At 47.0% G+C, this 18517-nt stretch carries 15 protein-coding genes; all 15 read left to right on the top strand.

Features of this window, described 5'->3' with window-relative positions:
• Positions 1-3: 3 nt before the first annotated feature.
• Complete coding sequence (locus B5G11_RS02275) at positions 4-774, top strand: CFI-box-CTERM domain-containing protein (protein WP_087168011.1); 771 nt, start codon at positions 4-6, stop codon at positions 772-774.
• A gap of 32 nt (positions 775-806) precedes the next feature.
• A complete protein-coding gene (locus tag B5G11_RS02270; protein WP_087252037.1) occupies positions 807-2090 on the top strand; it encodes an O-acetylhomoserine aminocarboxypropyltransferase/cysteine synthase family protein in 1284 nt (427 codons plus the stop codon).
• Between the two features lie 56 nt (positions 2091-2146).
• Positions 2147-2872 carry an ATP-dependent Clp protease proteolytic subunit gene (locus B5G11_RS02265; RefSeq protein WP_087168009.1) on the top strand — a complete coding sequence of 242 codons (726 nt, stop codon included), beginning with the start codon at positions 2147-2149 and terminating at the stop codon, positions 2870-2872.
• Between the two features lie 82 nt (positions 2873-2954).
• The gene (locus B5G11_RS02260; RefSeq protein WP_087252036.1) at positions 2955-5519 is read left to right on the top strand and encodes a DNA translocase FtsK; all 2565 of its coding nucleotides are present in this window, start codon (positions 2955-2957) and stop codon (positions 5517-5519) included.
• Between the two features lie 22 nt (positions 5520-5541).
• Positions 5542-7212: a formate--tetrahydrofolate ligase gene (locus B5G11_RS02255; protein ID WP_087168007.1), complete on the top strand. Its 1671-nt coding sequence runs from the start codon at positions 5542-5544 to the stop codon at positions 7210-7212.
• Positions 7213-7227: 15 nt separating this feature from the next.
• Complete coding sequence (folD, locus tag B5G11_RS02250; RefSeq protein ID WP_087252035.1) at positions 7228-8079, top strand: bifunctional methylenetetrahydrofolate dehydrogenase/methenyltetrahydrofolate cyclohydrolase FolD; 852 nt, start codon at positions 7228-7230, stop codon at positions 8077-8079.
• 16 nt (positions 8080-8095) lie between these two features.
• On the top strand, positions 8096-9088 hold the full coding sequence (locus tag B5G11_RS02245; protein ID WP_158099188.1) for a chitobiase/beta-hexosaminidase C-terminal domain-containing protein: 993 nt from the start codon (positions 8096-8098) through the stop codon (positions 9086-9088).
• Entirely contained in the window at positions 9051-9287 is a 237-nt protein-coding gene (locus B5G11_RS16170) for a hypothetical protein (RefSeq protein WP_144289661.1), read from the top strand. Before B5G11_RS02245 ends, B5G11_RS16170 begins: the two co-directional genes overlap by 38 nt.
• An 81-nt stretch (positions 9288-9368) precedes the next feature.
• The gene (locus tag B5G11_RS02240; RefSeq protein ID WP_087168004.1) at positions 9369-10550 is read left to right on the top strand and encodes an iron-containing alcohol dehydrogenase; all 1182 of its coding nucleotides are present in this window, start codon (positions 9369-9371) and stop codon (positions 10548-10550) included.
• A 157-nt stretch (positions 10551-10707) separates the two neighbouring features.
• Positions 10708-11598: a sulfide/dihydroorotate dehydrogenase-like FAD/NAD-binding protein gene (locus B5G11_RS02235; RefSeq protein WP_087168003.1), complete on the top strand. Its 891-nt coding sequence runs from the start codon at positions 10708-10710 to the stop codon at positions 11596-11598.
• A gap of 1 nt (position 11599) precedes the next feature.
• Positions 11600-12985, top strand: a complete 1386-nt coding sequence (gene gltA, locus B5G11_RS02230) for an NADPH-dependent glutamate synthase (RefSeq protein WP_087252034.1) — start codon at positions 11600-11602, stop codon at positions 12983-12985.
• A 97-nt stretch (positions 12986-13082) separates the two neighbouring features.
• Positions 13083-14246, top strand: coding sequence for an iron-containing alcohol dehydrogenase (locus tag B5G11_RS02225; protein ID WP_087252033.1), 1164 nt, complete (start codon positions 13083-13085; stop codon positions 14244-14246).
• Positions 14247-14420: 174 nt separating this feature from the next.
• Complete coding sequence (locus tag B5G11_RS02220; RefSeq protein ID WP_087252032.1) at positions 14421-15362, top strand: 2-dehydropantoate 2-reductase; 942 nt, start codon at positions 14421-14423, stop codon at positions 15360-15362.
• A 30-nt stretch (positions 15363-15392) separates the two neighbouring features.
• Entirely contained in the window at positions 15393-17435 is a 2043-nt protein-coding gene (locus tag B5G11_RS02215) for a UvrD-helicase domain-containing protein (RefSeq protein WP_330680301.1), read from the top strand.
• Positions 17436-17456: 21 nt separating this feature from the next.
• The gene (locus tag B5G11_RS02210) at positions 17457-18497 is read left to right on the top strand and encodes an acyltransferase (protein WP_087252031.1); all 1041 of its coding nucleotides are present in this window, start codon (positions 17457-17459) and stop codon (positions 18495-18497) included.
• The last annotated feature ends 20 nt before the right edge of the window (positions 18498-18517 follow it).

The raw sequence follows: 18517 nt of genomic DNA, 5'->3' as shown, positions 1-18517 counted from the left end.
CCTATGCAGGCAGGACCAGAAAAACGGATGATTTCCATGTTCAACGAGGCCATGGAACTGTCGGGGCGCTTTCGAAAGAATACATATGAACCGGCCTTCCGTGAGTTTTTCAGGAGACGCAGTACAGATCTTGAAGAACTCCTCAGCGAGATCCGGGGGACGGAAGAAAAAAGTCAGGAAGAGCTGATTGCCCGGGCCGGAAAAAGCGTTCCGGATTATGTGGATGAAAAGCTTGAAGAGATCGCAGGAAAACGGAAAAGGGAGAATCAGGTTATGGATTATAATCTTGCACTTGTAACCTTTTTCATTCCGCTTCTGTTACACAGCAGGGAACCGGAACTGGAAGCTGTGGCAGACCAGACAATTAAGAACTGGAATCAGCTTGAGAATGTGACCATGAAGATCGGAAAGTCTACTTTTGAAGAGATCAACGGCGGATTCCGAAACCGGCTTTGTTATGTGACAACAGCCGTCTGCCGTTCACTGGATAAACCGGACGGGTGTTATGAGCTGAAAACTCTTCGGGACTACCGGGATAGATATCTGGCATCTTCTCCGGGAGGCAGGGAGACAATCCGCGAGTATTACAATATTGCACCGACGATTGTAAAAAGAATCGAACGGCAGAAAAATGCGGATGAGATTTACCGAAAGATCTGGAAAGAATATCTGGAGCGGTGCATCGGACTGATCGAAACCGGTAAGATGGAAGAATGCAGAGAAGTATATACAAAGATGGTACACGAACTGGAACGGGAATATTTGTTTTCCTGATCCGGTAAAGAAAATACAGGAGGAGCAAGGGTATGAGTGAACAGTTTAATATCGAAACAAAATGTATCCAGTCAGGCTGGAAACCAAAAAAGGGAGAACCGAGAATCCTTCCGATTTATCAGAGTACGACATTTAAGTACGATACAAGCGAACAGATGGGACGTCTGTTTGACCTGGAAGACAGCGGATATTTCTACACAAGACTGCAGAATCCGACAAATGATGCAGTAGCGGAAAAGATCTGCGAACTGGAAGGCGGTTATGCCGCCATGCTGACATCGTCCGGACAGGCAGCAAATTTTTATGCTGTTATGAACATTGCAGAGGAAGGAGACCATATCGTATGTTCGTCTGCTCTCTATGGAGGCACCTATAATCTGTATGCACACACCATCCGTAAAATGGGTGTGGAAGCTACTTTTGTGGATCCGGACTGTTCGGAAGAAGAGTTAAACGCAGCATTCCGTGAAAATACGAAAGCTGTAGTCGGTGAGACGATCGCCAATCCTGCACTGACAGTACTGGACATTGAGAAATTTGCAAAGGCGGCACATGCACACGGTGTTCCGCTGATTGTGGATAATACATTTGCGACTCCGATCAACTGCCGCCCGTTTGAGTGGGGAGCAGACATTGTCACCCATTCTACAACAAAATACATGGATGGACATGCCATGACAGTCGGCGGGGCAATCGTAGACAGCGGAAACTTCGACTGGAGTGCCCATGCGGATAAATTCCCGGGACTGACACAGCCGGACGAAACATACCATGGAATTGTCTATACGGAAAAATTCGGAAAAGGAGCATACATCACCAAGGCGACAGCACAGCTGATGCGTGACCTGGGATCGATTCAGTCTCCTCAGAATGCATTCCTTTTAAATATCGGTCTGGAGACTCTGCACCTGAGAATGCCGCGCCACTGCGAGAATGCAAAGAAAGTCGCTTCTTATCTGAAAGGACATGATAAAGTTGCCTGGGTAAACTGCGCGATGCTGGAAGGGGATAAATACCATGATCTGGCAGCGAAATACATGCCAAACGGTACCTGCGGTGTGATTACGTTCGGTTTAAAAGGCGGAAGAGATGCGTCTGTAAAAATGATGGACAATCTGAAGCTTGCGGCCATCGTTACCCATGTGGCAGATGCCAGAACATGCGTACTTCACCCGGCAAGTCATACACACCGGCAGATGAATGATCAGGAACTACTGGAAGCAGGAGTACAGCCGGATCTGATCCGTTTCAGCGTTGGCATTGAAAATGCTGACGATATTATTGCGGATCTGGAACAGGCACTTGCGCTCGTTTAATGCATATTTCAAAAAACACCTCCGCATACTAAGCAGAAAATGTGGAGGTGTTTTTTATGGAAAATCAGGAAAAACAGGAAAAAGAAACCGAACAGATCAAAGAAACCGGAAGCCTGGAACTGGAAGGCAGACACGGAAACTACAAGGTCTATCTGCTTACTATTATCGGTGAGATTGAAGGGCATGAAGCGGTATCCGGAAATACGAAAGCAACCAAATATGAGCATCTTCTTCCGAAACTTGCGGAGATTGAGTCAAATGACGAGATTGAAGGAGTACTGATCCTGCTCAATACTCTGGGAGGGGACGTGGAGGCCGGACTTGCCATTGCGGAGATGATTTCATCTTTGAGCAAACCGACCGTATCCCTTGTTCTTGGAGGAAGTCACTCGATCGGAGGACCGCTTGCCGTATCGGCAGACTATTCCTTTATTGTGCCGAGCGGAACGATGATCGTGCATCCTGTCCGGTCCAACGGTATGTTTATCGGAGTGATTCAGAGTTACCGCAATATGGAACGAACCCAGGACAGGATCACCAGATTTATTTCCGGACATTCCAGAATCACACAGGAAAGGCTTGAGGAACTGATGCTGGATTCTTCACAGCTTGTCAAAGATGTAGGAACACTCCTCGAGGGAGAAGATGCCGTCAGAGAGGGCATTATTGATGAAGTCGGGGGAATACGGGAAGCATTTGCAAAAATCTATGAACTGATCGAGAAGCGTTCGGATGAAAAGAAAACAGAAAAACACAGCGGGAATGCCGTTGAAAATAGATAATGACATCATATTTTAAAAATGCTATAATGAAACATAAGCGAAAAACCCGCAAAAAGCGGGAAAGCAGCAAGGGGGATCTTTCATGGCCCAGAAGACGCCACAGAAAAAGAAGAAAAAAACAACAACAAAGAGAACAGGGGCAAAATCCACCCGGACAAGGGCAAAATCCAGCCGTTCCGGCCGTCCTACAAAGGCCGAACTGGAAAGAGAGGCGATTGTCAGAGAAGAGATCGTTATACTGGTGGCACTGGCACTTTCGATTCTTCTGCTGATCAGTAACTTTGGACTTGGAGGGGCTGTAGGCAGAGTTATTGCGGATTTTATGGAAGGAATTTTTGGACAGCTCTCCTATATTTTCCCGTTCCTTTTCTTCGCGGGCATCGCATTTGTTATTTCCAACAGAGGGAACACAAAGGCATATACGAAACTGGGAGCAGCAGTGGTGCTTGTCATATTGATCTGCTCATTTCTGGAACTTGTCAACCGGGCAGGAGGAAGCATCGGCGAGGTGATTGCGGGGCTGATGGTACCGGCGCTTGGAATTGTAGGTTCCTATGTAGTAATTGTAATTCTGATGCTGATCTGTCTGATTCTGATTACACAGCGTTCTCTTCTGAAGAGTATGCAGAGAGCCGGACAGAACATTCAGACAAAGGCAAAATCCGGAAGGGAGCACCGAAAGGCACAGCGTGAGGAGAAGAAAAAGGAAAAGGCGGTAAAACGCCAGGAACACAAAGTGGAAGGTGTTTCTTTTGACACAACACTGGAAGGACGCAATCCGGAGATCCAGGAACTTGTGATCAAAGAGGATAAAAAAGAAAAGAAAAGAGCAGCGAAAGCTGAGAAAAATAAAAAAGCAGAAGCAGAATCTGTCAGGGCACCGGAAGAGGAGCTTACCATTACAAGAGAAGAAACGTATGGGACAGAAGACGGCGTTTCGGCGGAGGCTTATGAGGCAGTTCCTGATCTTTCCGAACTTCCGGAGGAGGGAATTACCTTTATGAAAGAACCGGCTGCATCATCCAGGACTGCTTCTGCACAGGCTGCGGCACCGGATGCATCTGTATTTCAGGCGGAGGAACAGAAGAACAGAGCTGCCGAGAAAGCACTGGAGGCAGAGGCCCGTAAGAACGTAACAGCGGAGATTGAGAAGTCGATTGCAAAACCGGCTCCGGTCTACCATGCTCCGCCGATGAGTCTGTTAAAGCACGGCACAAAGGGAGCCGGAGATTCGGATGCCCATCTTCGTGAGACCGCGGCAAAGCTTCAGCAGACATTAAAGACATTTGGCGTCAATGTGACGGTGACGAACGTCAGCTGCGGACCGTCAGTGACCCGTTATGAGGTACAGCCGGAAATGGGCGTCAAGGTCAGCAAGATTGTAGGACTTGCAGACGACCTGAAACTGAATCTGGCGGCGGCGGACATCCGGATTGAAGCGCCGATACCGGGGAAAGCAGCGGTCGGTATCGAAGTGCCAAATAAAGGAAATTCAACAGTACAGCTCAGGGATCTTCTTGAAACCGAGGAATTCCGGACCGCAAAGTCTAAAATCAGTTTTGCGGTCGGAAAAGATATCAGCGGACGGACGGTGGTGTCGGATATCGCAAAAATGCCGCATCTTCTCGTGGCGGGCGCGACCGGATCCGGAAAGTCCGTCTGCATCAACACACTGATTATGAGTATTTTGTTCAAGGCTTCTCCGCAGGAAGTCAAGTTAATCATGATCGACCCGAAGGTTGTGGAGCTCAGTGTTTATAATGGGATTCCGCATCTTCTGATTCCGGTTGTGACAGATCCGAAAAAGGCGGCCGGAGCACTGAACTGGGCCGTGGCGGAGATGATGAAGCGTTATCAGCTCTTTGAACAGTATAAAGTGCGGGATATGGAAGGATTCAACGCAAAGGTAGAGAGTGTCCGGCATATTGAAACAAATGAGGAAAAACCGGAAAAGATGCCACAGATCGTTATTATCGTAGACGAGCTTGCGGATCTGATGATGGTTGCACCCGGTGATGTGGAAGAGTCGATCTGCCGTCTTGCGCAGCTTGCGAGAGCGGCAGGAATTCATCTGGTGCTTGCAACTCAGAGGCCGTCTGTAAACGTCATTACAGGGCTGATTAAGGCAAACATGCCGTCCAGAATTGCCTTTTCCGTGTCATCCGGTGTCGACTCCAGGACGATCATCGATATGAACGGCGCGGAAAAGCTCCTTGGAAAGGGAGATATGCTGTTCTACCCGGCAGGCTATCAGAAGCCGGTCCGGGTGCAGGGAGCATTTGTATCCGACAAGGAAGTTCAGGCGGTTGTAGATTATCTCGTAAAAAATAATGGAAATGCTTCTTATGATGAAGCGGTCCAGACGCACATGACCAATGCGGCAAGTGGCACTTCTGCTTCCGGACCGGGAGGATCCGGCGAGGAAAGAGATGTCTATTTTAAAGACGCCGGATACTTTATTATTGAAAAGGATAAAGCGTCGATCGGCATGCTGCAGAGGGTATTCAAAATCGGATTCAACCGGGCGGCAAGGATCATGGACCAGCTTTATGAAGCAGGTGTCGTCGGGGAAGAAGAAGGCACCAAACCGAGAAAGGTTCTGATGTCAAAGGAACAGTTTGACCAGTACATAGAGGAACATGTTTAGGGGAAGAAATGGAGGAAGGAAAATGAAAACAGACATTCAGATTGCACAGGAAGCAACAATGGAGCCAATCAAAAATGTGGCCGCTTCAATCGGGATTGAAGAAGAGGATCTGGAGTTCTACGGTAAATACAAAGCAAAATTATCCGCAGAACTGTGGGATAAGGTGAAAGACCGTCCAAATGGAAAACTTGTCCTTGTAACGGCGATCAATCCGACACCGGCCGGAGAAGGTAAGACCACCGTGACGGTAGGACTCGGAGAAGCCATGGCAAAAATCGGAAAGAAAGCATTGATTGCCCTTCGTGAACCATCCCTGGGTCCATGTTTCGGAATCAAAGGAGGAGCAGCTGGCGGCGGATATGCCCAGGTTGTTCCAATGGAAGATCTGAATCTTCATTTTACCGGTGATTTTCACGCAATCACATCTGCAAACAACCTGCTGGCGGCTCTGCTTGACAATCATATTCAGCAGGGAAACCAGCTGGGAATTGATCCAAGACAGGTCGTATGGAAACGCTGCGAGGATATGAATGACCGTGTTCTCAGAAATATCGTTGTGGGCCTTGGAAACAAGATGGACGGTATGGTAAGGGAAGATCATTTCGTTATCACTGTGGCATCCGAGATTATGGCGATTCTCTGTCTTGCTGACAACCTTGCAGACCTCAAAAGACGTCTTGGAAAGATTATCGTTGCCTATACCTTTGACGGAAAACCGGTGACAGCAGATGATCTGCAGGCGACAGGTGCCATGGCAGCGCTTTTGAAGGATGCGATCAAGCCGAATATGATCCAGACTCTGGAGCATACACCGGCTCTTGTACACGGCGGACCATTTGCAAATATTGCGCATGGATGCAACAGTGTACAGGCAACAAAAATGGCGTTGAAGATGAGCGATATCACCATCACCGAGGCCGGATTCGGTGCGGATCTGGGTGCTGAAAAATTTATGGACATCAAATGCCGGATGAGCGGACTGAAACCGGATGCAGTTGTTCTGGTTGCAACGATCCGTGCACTGAAATATAACGGCGGCGTACCGAAAAATGAATTAAATGAGGAAAATCTGGATGCCCTGAAAAAGGGAATTGTCAACCTGGAAAAACACATTGAAAATCTGCAGAAGTTCGGTGTGCCGGTTGTCGTTACACTGAATGCTTTTTCAGCAGATACAGACGCGGAAAAAGAATTTGTCAAAACATTCTGCGAAGAGAGAGACTGTGAATTTGCAATAGCGGATGTATGGGCAAAAGGCGGAGAAGGCGGTGTTGAGCTTGCAAATAAAGTTTTGAAGACACTGGAGACAAAAGAAAGTCATTTTCACCCGCTTTATCCGGATGAGATGCCGCTGAAAGATAAGATTGAGACAGTAGCAAAGGAAATTTACGGGGCAGACGGCGTTGATTACGATAAGGCCGCATTGAAACAGCTGGCCAAGATCGAAGAGCTCGGATTCGCCAATGTTCCGGTCTGCATGGCAAAGACCCAGTATTCCCTTTCCGATGATCAGACACTTCTTGGCCGTCCGGAAGGATTCCGCATTCATGTAAGAGAAGTTTACGTAAGCGCGGGAGCGGGATTTGTAGTCGTGCTTACAGGAGCAGTAATGACGATGCCGGGACTTCCGAAAGTGCCTGCGGCAAATAATATTGATGTGACAGACGACGGAAAGATTACGGGATTGTTCTAAAAAAGGAGACGAAAAATGGCAGTATTGATAGACGGAAAAGCAATTTCCTCGGAAATCAAAGAGGAACTGAAACAGGAAGTGGCAGAATTGAAGGCACAGGGGATCACCCCGTGCCTGGCTGTCATACTGGTGGGAGACGACAGCGCATCTGCCATCTACGTAAGAAACAAAAAGAGAGCATGTGAATATATCGGAATTGAATCTCGTTCTTATGAACTCCCAAAGGAGACTACCGAACAGGAGCTGGAAAAATTGGTAAGAGAGCTTAATGAAGATGAAACCGTGGACGGCATCCTTGTTCAGCTGCCTCTTCCGGAGCAGATTGACGAAGAAAAAATTACCGGAATGATTTCTCCGAAAAAAGATGTGGACGGATTCCTTCCGGAAAGCATTGGCGCGCTTTGTATTGGATCGGAAGGATTCCGGTCCTGTACTCCTGCCGGAGTGCTCGAGTTAATTAAACGGTCCGGCTATACAATCGAGGGAAAAGAGTGTGTAGTAGTTGGACGGAGCAACCACGTCGGGAAACCGATGGCGCTTCTCCTGCTTGAGCAGAATGGAACGGTAACAATCGCACACTCAAGAACAAAAAACCTCAGTGAGATTACCAGGCGGGCTGATATTCTTGTAGTTGCAGTCGGAAATCCGAAGCTGATTCAGGCGGACGATGTCAAAGAGGGAGCCGTTGTCATTGATGTCGGGATGAACCGGGATGAAAACGGAAAGCTGTGCGGAGATGTGGATTTTGAACATGTGAAAGAAAAGGCAGAAGCAATCACACCGGTACCCGGGGGAGTAGGACCGATGACAATTGCAATGTTGATGAATAACTGTGTGGAGGCGGCACGGAAAAAGAGGAGAGAATAAGGGTACCATGCAAAGAATGACAAATCCAGGAGACAGACTGTCAGAGGAAGAGATCAGAAGGCGGAGGAGAAGAGCAAAAGCGGAGCGGATGCGCCGCAAGAGAAGGCTGAGACGGATTCTGATTCTGGGAATGATCCTGTTTCTTGCAGCGATCATCGGAATCGGAGTTTTGATCTATCGGAATACATATACCGGTGTGGTAAATCAGGGGAAAAGAGCCGAAGCAGGCGGCAATACTACAAAAGCGGAAGACCTCTATCTGAGGGCAATTGAAAAAAACGGCGAAAAAGAGGATGCCTACGTGAGTCTTGCAAAGCTTTATCACGGCCGGGATCAGGATGATAAGGCAGATACTCTTCTGCAGGAAGCGGTGAATACCTATCCGGACAGCACAGGCGTATACCGTGCTGCGGTAGAGTTTTATGAAGACACAGAGCAGACGGAAAAAATCGCCTATATCATGAGCACCTGTACCAATGAGCAGATCCTCACAGAACTCAAGGATTATGTGGCCAAAATTCCGGAATTCAGCCTGGACGACGACAAGGTCTACGATAATGTGCAGGAGTTGACACTGAGCAGTGAAGATGAAGGGACTATCTATTATACTCTTGACGGCAGCGAGGCGACAACAGACAGTACAGAATACAAAGAACCGATCCAGCTGAATCAGGAAGGAGAGACGACAGTCCGGGCCATTTTTGTCAATAAAAAAGGAATTGCAAGTGTTGAGGTACAAAAAACATATACGATCCAGTTTCCGGTAGCGGACGCGCCTGCAGTATCACCGACAACGGGACAGTATTCCGAGGCGGTCAGCGTTGAAATACAGGTGCCGGACGGTTACACTGCATACTATACACTGGACGGAACCGAACCGTCGGATCAGTCTATTCAGTATACCGGTGCATTCGCGGTTTACGAAGATACGGAACTGAATGTTGTACTGATTGATGGAAACGGAAAGAAAAGTGAAGTTACAACGAGAAAATACAGATTCAGTTCCTGATGGCCGTAGATTTTATGAATATGACCTGAAAACAGAAAATGATCTGCCGGGAAAACAGGAGAAAGAGAGGAAGAATTCAGAGGGGTTCTTCCTCTCTTTTCTTTTTTCAGGGCACTCCTTGGATAAGATAATTGTTCCAAATCAGAGAAATATTCAATCAATTAAAAATCCGGACATAAAAATTGTTAAAAATAAGTGAAAGAACTTGAAAAATTTTAAAAGTAGGAGTATACTAACGATAGTTAAAAAATTATCAATGGAAGAAAAGGAGAGACAAGCAATGAGCAGATTTTGTTTACCAAGAGATATTTACCATGGTAAGGGCTGTTTGGAAGAGCTGAAAAACCTGAAAGGAAAGAAAGCCATTCTGGTAGTCGGAGGAGGCTCCATGAAACGTCAGGGATTCCTCGACAGAGCAGTGAATTATCTGAAAGAGGCAGGCATGGAAGTACAGCTCTTTGAAGGAGTTGAGCCGGACCCGTCTGTTGAAACAGTTATGAAAGGTGCAGAAGCTATGAGAGCATTCGAGCCTGACTGGATCGTTGCTATGGGCGGCGGATCACCGATCGATGCTGCAAAAGCAATGTGGGCATTCTATGAATATCCGGATACAACATTCGAAGATCTGTGCACACCGTTTAACTTCCCGGAATTAAGACAGAAAGCGAAATTTGCAGCAATTCCGTCTACATCCGGTACAGCTACAGAGGTGACTGCATTCTCCGTTATCACAAACTATCAGACAGGAGTAAAATATCCGCTTGCTGACTTCAACATCACACCGGATATCGCCATTGTAGACCCGGATCTTGTTGCAGGACTTCCGGTAAAACAGGTTGCCTACACAGGAATGGACGCTCTTACTCATGCGATTGAGGCTTATGTTTCCACACTGAATGGACCATTTACAGATCCGCTTGCACTGCAGGCAATCGAGATGGTACTGGATTATCTGCCGGCATCCTACCATTGTGATATGGACGCAAGAGAGCAGATGCACTACGCACAGTGCCTGGCCGGAATGGCATTCTCCAATGCACTGCTTGGTATTGTACACTCTATGGCTCATAAGACAGGAGCTGCATTCTCCACAGGACATATTCCGCACGGATGCGCGAATGCAATTTATCTTCCATATGTTATCAAATACAATGCAAAAGATCCTGTAGCAGCAAAACGTTACGCAGAGATCGCACGCAGGATGGGACTTCCGGGAACATCTGAAAAAGCATTAATCAACAGCCTCGTTGCAAAGATTGATGCATTCAATGTAGAACTCGGAATCCCGAAAACATTAAAAGAATTCGGAATCAACGAAGAAGAATTTAAAGAAAAACTTTCCAGTATCGCAGAACTTGCAGTCGGCGATGCATGTACAGGATCCAACCCGAGAAGCATCACACCTGCAGAGATGGAAAAACTTCTCACATGTACATATTACGGAACAGAGGTAGACTTCTAAATACCGTATGACCGCCGCTTTTCGGAAGCGGCGGTTTCCTTTTGGCGAAATTGTGAATTCCTTATCGAAAAAAACAGTTTCCCTGTAAGAATTTACTTGATATTTTATGAACAATATCTTATGATAATTAAAGTATAACAATTAGGAGGCATGGGAGATGTACAAAATTTTAAAAGCAAAAGACCTTGCAGAAAATATTTTTCTCATGGATGTGGAAGCTCCTCGTGTTGCGCGCCATTGCGAGCCGGGGCAGTTTGTCATTGTAAAAATGGATGAAAAAGGTGAGAGAATCCCGCTTACAATTTGTGACTACGATAGAGAAAAGGGAACGATCACAATTGTAGTACAGGTGGTTGGAGCATCCACTAAGAAAATGGCAGAGTATAAAGAAGGAGAATATTTCCGTGATTTCACAGGACCGCTTGGACGTCCGTCCGAGTTCATTTCCGAAGATCCGGAAACATTAAAGAATAAAAAAATCCTGTTCGTGGCAGGCGGTCTTGGAACTGCGCCTGTATACCCGCAGGTAAAATGGCTGCATGAGCACGGCGTTGACGCAGATGTCATCATCGGTGCAAAGACAAAAGATCTTGTAATCATGGAAGAAGAGATGAAGGCAGTAGCAGGTAACGTTTATGTCTGCACAGACGATGGAAGCTACGGACATGCCGGCATGGTTACTTCCATGGTGGAGAAGCTTGTAAAAGAGGAAGGAAAGCATTATGATGTCTGTGTTGCAATCGGACCGATGATCATGATGAAATTCACATGCCTCATGACAAAGGATCTGGGAATTCCGACGATCGTCAGCATGAACCCGATCATGGTTGACGGTACTGGAATGTGCGGTGCATGCCGTCTGCACGTAGGCGACGAAGTGAAGTTCGCATGCGTAGACGGTCCGGAATTTGATGGTCATCTTGTAGACTTTGACGAAGCGATGAAGAGACAGCAGATGTACAGAACAGAAGAAGGAAGAGCAATGCTGAGACTGCAGGAAGGCAATACACATCACGGCGGATGTGGAAATTGTGGAGGTGACAATTAAAATGGGAGACGTATTAAAGAAAGTACCGGTCCGTGAACAGGATCCAAAGGTGAGAGCTACAAACTTTGAAGAAGTATGTTTAGGATATAATGCAGAAGAAGCCATGGAAGAAGCTTCCCGCTGCATCAACTGCAAAAATGCGAAATGTATTCAGGGATGCCCGGTAGCAATCAATATCCCGGCATTCATCAAAGAAGTAAAAGAAGGCGATTTTGAGGGCGCATATAAGACAATCGGTCTTTCATCGGCACTTCCGGCTATCTGCGGACGTGTATGTCCTCAGGAGACACAGTGCGAAGGAAAATGTATCCGCGGTATTAAAGGCGAGCCGGTTTCCATCGGTAAACTGGAGAGATTTGTTGCGGACTACGCTCTGGAACATGACATCAAACCGGTTGGAGCAGAAGTGAAAAACGGACACAAAGTTGCCGTAATCGGTTCCGGCCCGGCCGGCCTGACATGCGCAGGCGACCTTGCTAAGATGGGATACGATGTGACTGTATTCGAAGCACTCCATGAACTGGGCGGTGTACTTGTATACGGTATTCCGGAATTCCGTCTTCCAAAACAGAAAGTTGTTGCAAAAGAGATCGAGAAAGTAAAAGAACTCGGTGTTAAATTTGAAACAAACGTTGTAATCGGTAAATCCACAACGATTGATATGCTGATCGAAGAAGAAGGATTTGAGGCCGTATTTATCGGGTCCGGTGCAGGACTTCCGAAATTTATGGGTATTCCGGGTGAGACAGCAAACGGTGTCTTCTCCGCAAATGAGTACCTGACAAGAAGCAACCTGATGAAAGCTTTCGATGACAGCTACGATACTCCGATTGTTGCAGGAAAGAAAGTAGCCGTAATCGGTGGTGGAAACGTTGCAATGGATGCAGCGAGAACAGCACTTCGTCTTGGAGCAGAAGTACACATTGTGTACAGAAGAAGTGAAGAAGAGCTTCCAGCCCGTGTGGAAGAAGTTCATCATGCAAAAGAAGAAGGAGTCATCTTTGACCTTCTGACAAACCCGACTGAAATCGTGACAGAAGACGGATGGGTAAAAGGTATGAAGTGTGTAAGAATGGAACTCGGTGAGCCGGACGCATCCGGAAGAAGACGCCCGGTTGTCATTGAAGGATCTGAGTTTGAGATGGATGTTGATACTGTCATCATGTCTCTTGGAACTTCCCCGAACCCGCTGATTTCTTCTACAACAGAAGGCCTGGAAGTCAACAAGTGGCAGTGCATCGTTGCAGACGAAGAGTTCGGTAAGACATCTAAAGAAGGTGTTTATGCCGGTGGAGATGCTGTAACAGGTGCGGCAACGGTTATCCTTGCCATGGGTGCAGGAAAAGCCGGAGCAAAAGGTATCCACGAATACTTAAAAGACAAATAAAACCGACAGAAATAGAGAAGCGAAGATAGCAATGGGGCTGTAGATATGAATCTGCGGTCCCATTTTATCTTCTGCGTGGAAAACAGGAGGAAACGAGATGCTGACACAATTTAACCATTATCTTCCGGTCAATCTGATTTTTGGTGCCGGAAAGACAGAAGAGCTGGGAAAGGAGACTGCAAAATACGGGCGCAAGGCAATGATTGTTACAGGACAGAACAGTACAAAGCGAACCGGGCTTCTGGACCGGGCAAAGGCGCTTCTGGAAAAAGAGGGCCTGGAAGTCGTGATCTTTGACAAGGCGGAGCCAAATCCCCTTGCCTCTACAGCCATGAAGGGTGCAGCTGTTGCGAAAGAAGAAGGTTGTGATGTGATTGTCGGCCTGGGAGGCGGAAGCATTATGGACTGCAGTAAGGCAGTGGCATTTGCCGCCTGCAATGAAGGAAATATTTTTGACTATATTTACGGGATAAAAAAAGGAGAGAAAGCCCTTCCGCTGATTCTTGTTCCGACGACATGCGGAACCGGAAGCGAAGGAAACTGCTTTGCGGTTCTGACAGAGGATGAGACAAAAGACAAGAAGTCTCTTCGGGATAACGCGGTTATTGCAAAGGCATCCATCATTGATCCGGAACTGATGACGACAATGCCGGCTTCTGTTCTGGCATCCGTTGGCTTTGATGCACTCTGCCATTGTATGGAAGCTTATCTGAGCAAGATCTGTGACCCGATCACGGAAATTACGGCACTGGAAGGTATCCGACTGATCGGGAATAACCTGCTGACAATTTACGAGGAGAAAAAGCAGGGGATGACAGAACCGTCCAAAATGAATATGGATGCATGGAGCGCGGTTTCTCTTGCAAGTACCTATGGAGGCATGGTGATTCATCAGGCAGGAGTAACAGCACCGCATGGTCTGGAACATCCGGCAAGCGGTATGCGCAATATCACTCATGGAAGAGGCCTGGCTGCTCTGACTCCTGTCATTTACCGCAGGACAATCGATGCGGCGCCGGAGAAATTTGCAGTGATTTCCAAATGCCTGGGAGGAACAAACGAGAATGACTGTGTGAGTGTGATTGAACATCTTCTGGATTGCCTCGATCTTCGCACGACCCTTTCCAGAGAAGGAGTGCTTGCGGAAGACGTGGAATGGATGACTAAAAATGCATTTAAAGTTTCCGCAGCCGGCATTCAGAATCATCCGAAAGTATTTACCGAGGAAGAGGTACGCCGGATTTATCTGGAGGCACTGTAGCAGGAAAAACAGAATGAGATGTAAAAGGAGACACGGAAGCTTTGAGGACAGCTGCAAACTTCCGTGTCTTTCTTGTTACTCTGCAAAGGACCGGAAGTTTCGGCCTTTTTTCTTGGAAAGAGAAAGAAAATAGGGTATAATAATAAGATACATATAATACAAGAGGTGGCTTGAATGATGGAAGAAAAAAAGATGATGATCGTCGGCATTGGAGGCGTAGGCGGATACCTCGCCGGGATGACCGGACAGAAATATAGTAACCTGACACTGATTGCAAGAGGAAAACGTGGAGAGGCTCTCAGAGAGCATGGAGTAGTGCTTCACAGTGATTATAACGGGGAAATGGTAACCAGAGCCGCAGCCGTCCTGGAGAGCGCGTCAGAAGCAGGAGCGGTACAGGATCTGATTTTTCTCTGTGTCAAGACCTATGCGCTGGAGGAAGTATGTAGCACTCTTGCTTCCTGTGTGGATGAACATACGATCATTGTGCCTGTGATGAACGGCGCGGACACCGCACAGAGGGTGCGGGAGTATCTGGGAAAAGGACTGGTCGTAGATTCCGTAATCTACACGACTGCCGCCGCAAATAAAGATTATTCCATCACACAGCTTGGACAATATACAAAAATTATCCTCGGAGCATCTGATCCGAAGGAGAAGGAAGCAGCGCAGGAGGCTTTCAGAGTTCTCCGGACGGCGGGAATCGACTGCGAAGTATACGAGGATGTCAGACAGGCGGTGTGGGAGAAGTTTATTTTTAATTGTGCTTACAACGTCATTACGGCGTATTATCTGGAAACTGTGGAGAATATCCGTGACCACGAAGACAGAAGAAGAGAATTTCATACATTACTTGAGGAGGCACTGGCTGTGGCAGAAGCAGCCGGAGTTCACATCAGGGAACATTATATTGATGAAGAATATACGAGATTTCTGGGGTTGAATGAAGGATCTACCAGTTCCCTGAAGCGGGATGTGGAAGCGGGACGCCCATCCGAATTTGAGACATTCGGAGGATACCTGATTAAGACGGCAAAAGAGCTTGGAGTGCCGGTTCCGCTTTCAGAACAGTTTTATGATGGTTTAAAAGAAAAAATAAAAGGGAAGGCAGACTAGAGACTGAAATTAGAAAATGAGGTAGGAAACGTGACAGCAAAGAAGGAAACAACATTGGAAGGCATGAACTTTTTAGATGAAATCAAAGAAAAACTGACAAAGAAAATTGCACAGATGAACGAGGAGATTACAGCCGGGCAGAAAGACATCGAGAGTATGCATGAATATTACTGGGAAAATTATACAGAGATGGACCAGTATGGCTACGAAGATTATGATAATCAGCAGGCTCTTCTTCAGCGTGTCAATGCGAATCAGGATTCTCTGCGTCTGAAGGCGAGATACGAAAAAATGTTGGATTCTCCTTTTTTCGGCAGAGTGGATTTCTGCTATGACGGAGACGACGAGCCGGAAGTATTTTACATCGGAATCGGGAATTTTGCAGAAGAAGCAGGAAAAGTTCCGTTGATTTATGACTGGAGAGCTCCGGTAAGCGGCCTGTTTTATGATTATGATAAAGGACCGGCCTTTTACGAAGCACCGGCAGGAAAGCTGGAGGGAGAAATCACATCCAAGTGGCAGTATAAGATCCGAAGAGGAAAACTGGTCTATGGATTTGAAAGCGATGTCAAAATCGATGATGAGATTCTAAAGCAGGAGCTTGGAACAAACAGCGATGTACAGCTGAAAAATATTGTCCGGACGATTCAGAAAGAGCAGAATGCGATTATCCGGAATACCAACGACAAGATCCTTGTGATTCAGGGAGCAGCCGGCAGCGGGAAAACGTCGGTGGCTCTCCACCGGATCGCCTATCTTTTATACCATGACCGGAAGCACCTGAAATCGTCAAGTATACTGGTGCTTTCACCGAACAGTGTATTTTCCGATTACATTTCCCATATCCTTCCGGAACTCGGAGAAGAGAATATCCGGGAAATGAGTCTGGATCTGTTTGCGTACCGGGAGCTGAAAAAGATTGTTCCGGACTGTGAAGACCGGTATCATCAGATCGAGCACCGGCTTGCAGGAATGGACGAAGCAGACTGGAAACGCTGCCAGTGGAAGCAGTCCAGAGACTGTATTGGAGCGATGGAAGGATTTCTGGCACAGCTCGAAGAATGGCTTGTCAATCTGAAGGGTGTTCATTTCCGTGGCCTGGAAAAGACAGAGGAAGAGATGATCCGCCTCTTCTATTTCAAATTCCAGGAAGTTCCTGTCCTTGCGAGGATGGGAGCAATCATGGAATATTTTGTAGATGAATACGAAACCAGATACAGTACGGAACTGTCGGAAGAAGAGGTGGAGAAGCTGCGGACGAAGTTTAATGCCATGTATACGACAGTGGATGTCTATAAGATCTATAACTGGTTTCTGGAAGAACAGGGACTTCCTCTGCTTCCGGATGTCCCGTATGACAGAAGATATCTTTCTTATGAGGATGTCTATCCGATGCTGTATTTAAAATACCGACTTGAAGGGGCCGGAAGACAGGACCAGATCCGGCATCTGGTAGTGGATGAAATGCAGGACTATTCCTACCTGCAGTATACGATTCTCTCCCTTCTATTTTCCTGTCCGATGACGATTCTTGGAGACCGGGCGCAGACGATGGAGGAAGAGCAAAATGATGTGACACAATTTCTTCCGCAGATCCTGGGAAAACACCTCAGAAAGATCGAGATGAACAAAAGCTACCGCAATACCGTGGAGATTGCCAGATATGCAGAAACACTCGGCGGCATCAAAGAGACAGAGCTTCTGGAACGGCATGGAAAGGCGGTGGAAGAAGCAGAGTTCTCATCCGGGGAAGAACGTACCTCTCAGATTCTGAAACAGGTAAAAACCGGACCGGACGGCTATGAGACAGCGGCGGTGCTTACCATGACAGAACAGGAAGCAAAAGAGATTTATGAGAACATCCGGGAAAAGACAGATCAGGTTCATTATATTGACCGGGACAGCTCCAGATTCGGACGCGGTCTGACGGTTACAACGTTTTACATGGCCAAAGGTCTGGAATTTGATCAGGTATTTACTGCGGCTTGTAAGGAGCAGACGGGCCTGACCAGACAGGCAGAGTACATCTGCGCTACGAGAGCACTGCATGAGCTTTACGTGTACAGAGTCTGATTCCGGACGGAGGAAAAAGGAATGGGGAAAACACAACAGAAAAAACGATTATTGTATATTGATATTTTAAATATACTTGCATGTCTGTGCGTGATTTTTATGCATTGCAACGGGATTGCGCACCAGTATTCCGATACAGCCGCATGGAGACAGAGCATGGTGATCGAAACGATTGCATACTGGGCGGTTCCGGTCTATTTTATGATATCCGGAGCGACGCTTTTGGACTACCGGGATAAATATCTGACCAGAGTCTTCTTCAAAAAGAGGTTTTTGAAGACAGGGATTCCATTTGCCGCATGGACGCTGATCAGTCTGGCATACAAAATCCAGTTTCAACAGATGGAATTCGAGCCGGGTTTGTCCAGTATCGTCAGCCTGTTTACCAATACAACAGCCGAGAATGTGTACTGGTTTTTCATTCCGCTGTTTATGGTTTACCTTTCCATGCCGGTACTGTCGCTTTTGAAAGATTACAAGCATATTCTGCTTTATATGGCGGGGCTGGCGTTTTTGGTTTATTCTGTTTACCCGGTCTGCTGTATTGTGTTTCAGATCCCGATGAACGGATCAATACAGATCCCTGTGGCAGGCGGATATATTCTGTATGTCATTCTAGGGTATCTGCTTGCAACGACTGACATGACACGAAAGACAAGAATTCTTTTCTATATCCTTGGCCTTGCAGGGGCAGGAATCCGGTTTGGAAGTACGATTCTTGGATCATCAGAAAGCGCCGGACTGGATCAGACTTTCTGGGGATACATGAAATTTCCGGCGGTCTTTCTGGCTGTCGGAGTCTTTGTAGCGGCGAAATACGGACCATGGGACAAGCTGGAAAATACTCCGAAGATCCTCCGGATTGTCACTACTCTTGCCGGAACCGGATTTGGTGTCTATCTGATGCATATGATCGTTTTCCGTATCCTCCAGGATGCGACGGGCCTCAGTATGGAGTCCGGGTGGTGGCGGCTTGTTATGCCGTTTGTGATCTATGGAATCTGTGTGGTACTGGTATTGATTTTGAAAAAGATTCCGGTATTGAAATACATCGTTCCGTAAATGGAGCATTGGAGTAAAAG

The organism is Drancourtella sp. An57 (assembly GCF_002161525.1).
Taxonomy (GTDB): domain Bacteria; phylum Bacillota; class Clostridia; order Lachnospirales; family Lachnospiraceae; genus Sellimonas; species Sellimonas catena.
The sequence above is the reverse complement of the archived record's forward strand: the minus strand, read 5'-3'. Positions and strand labels throughout refer to the sequence as shown.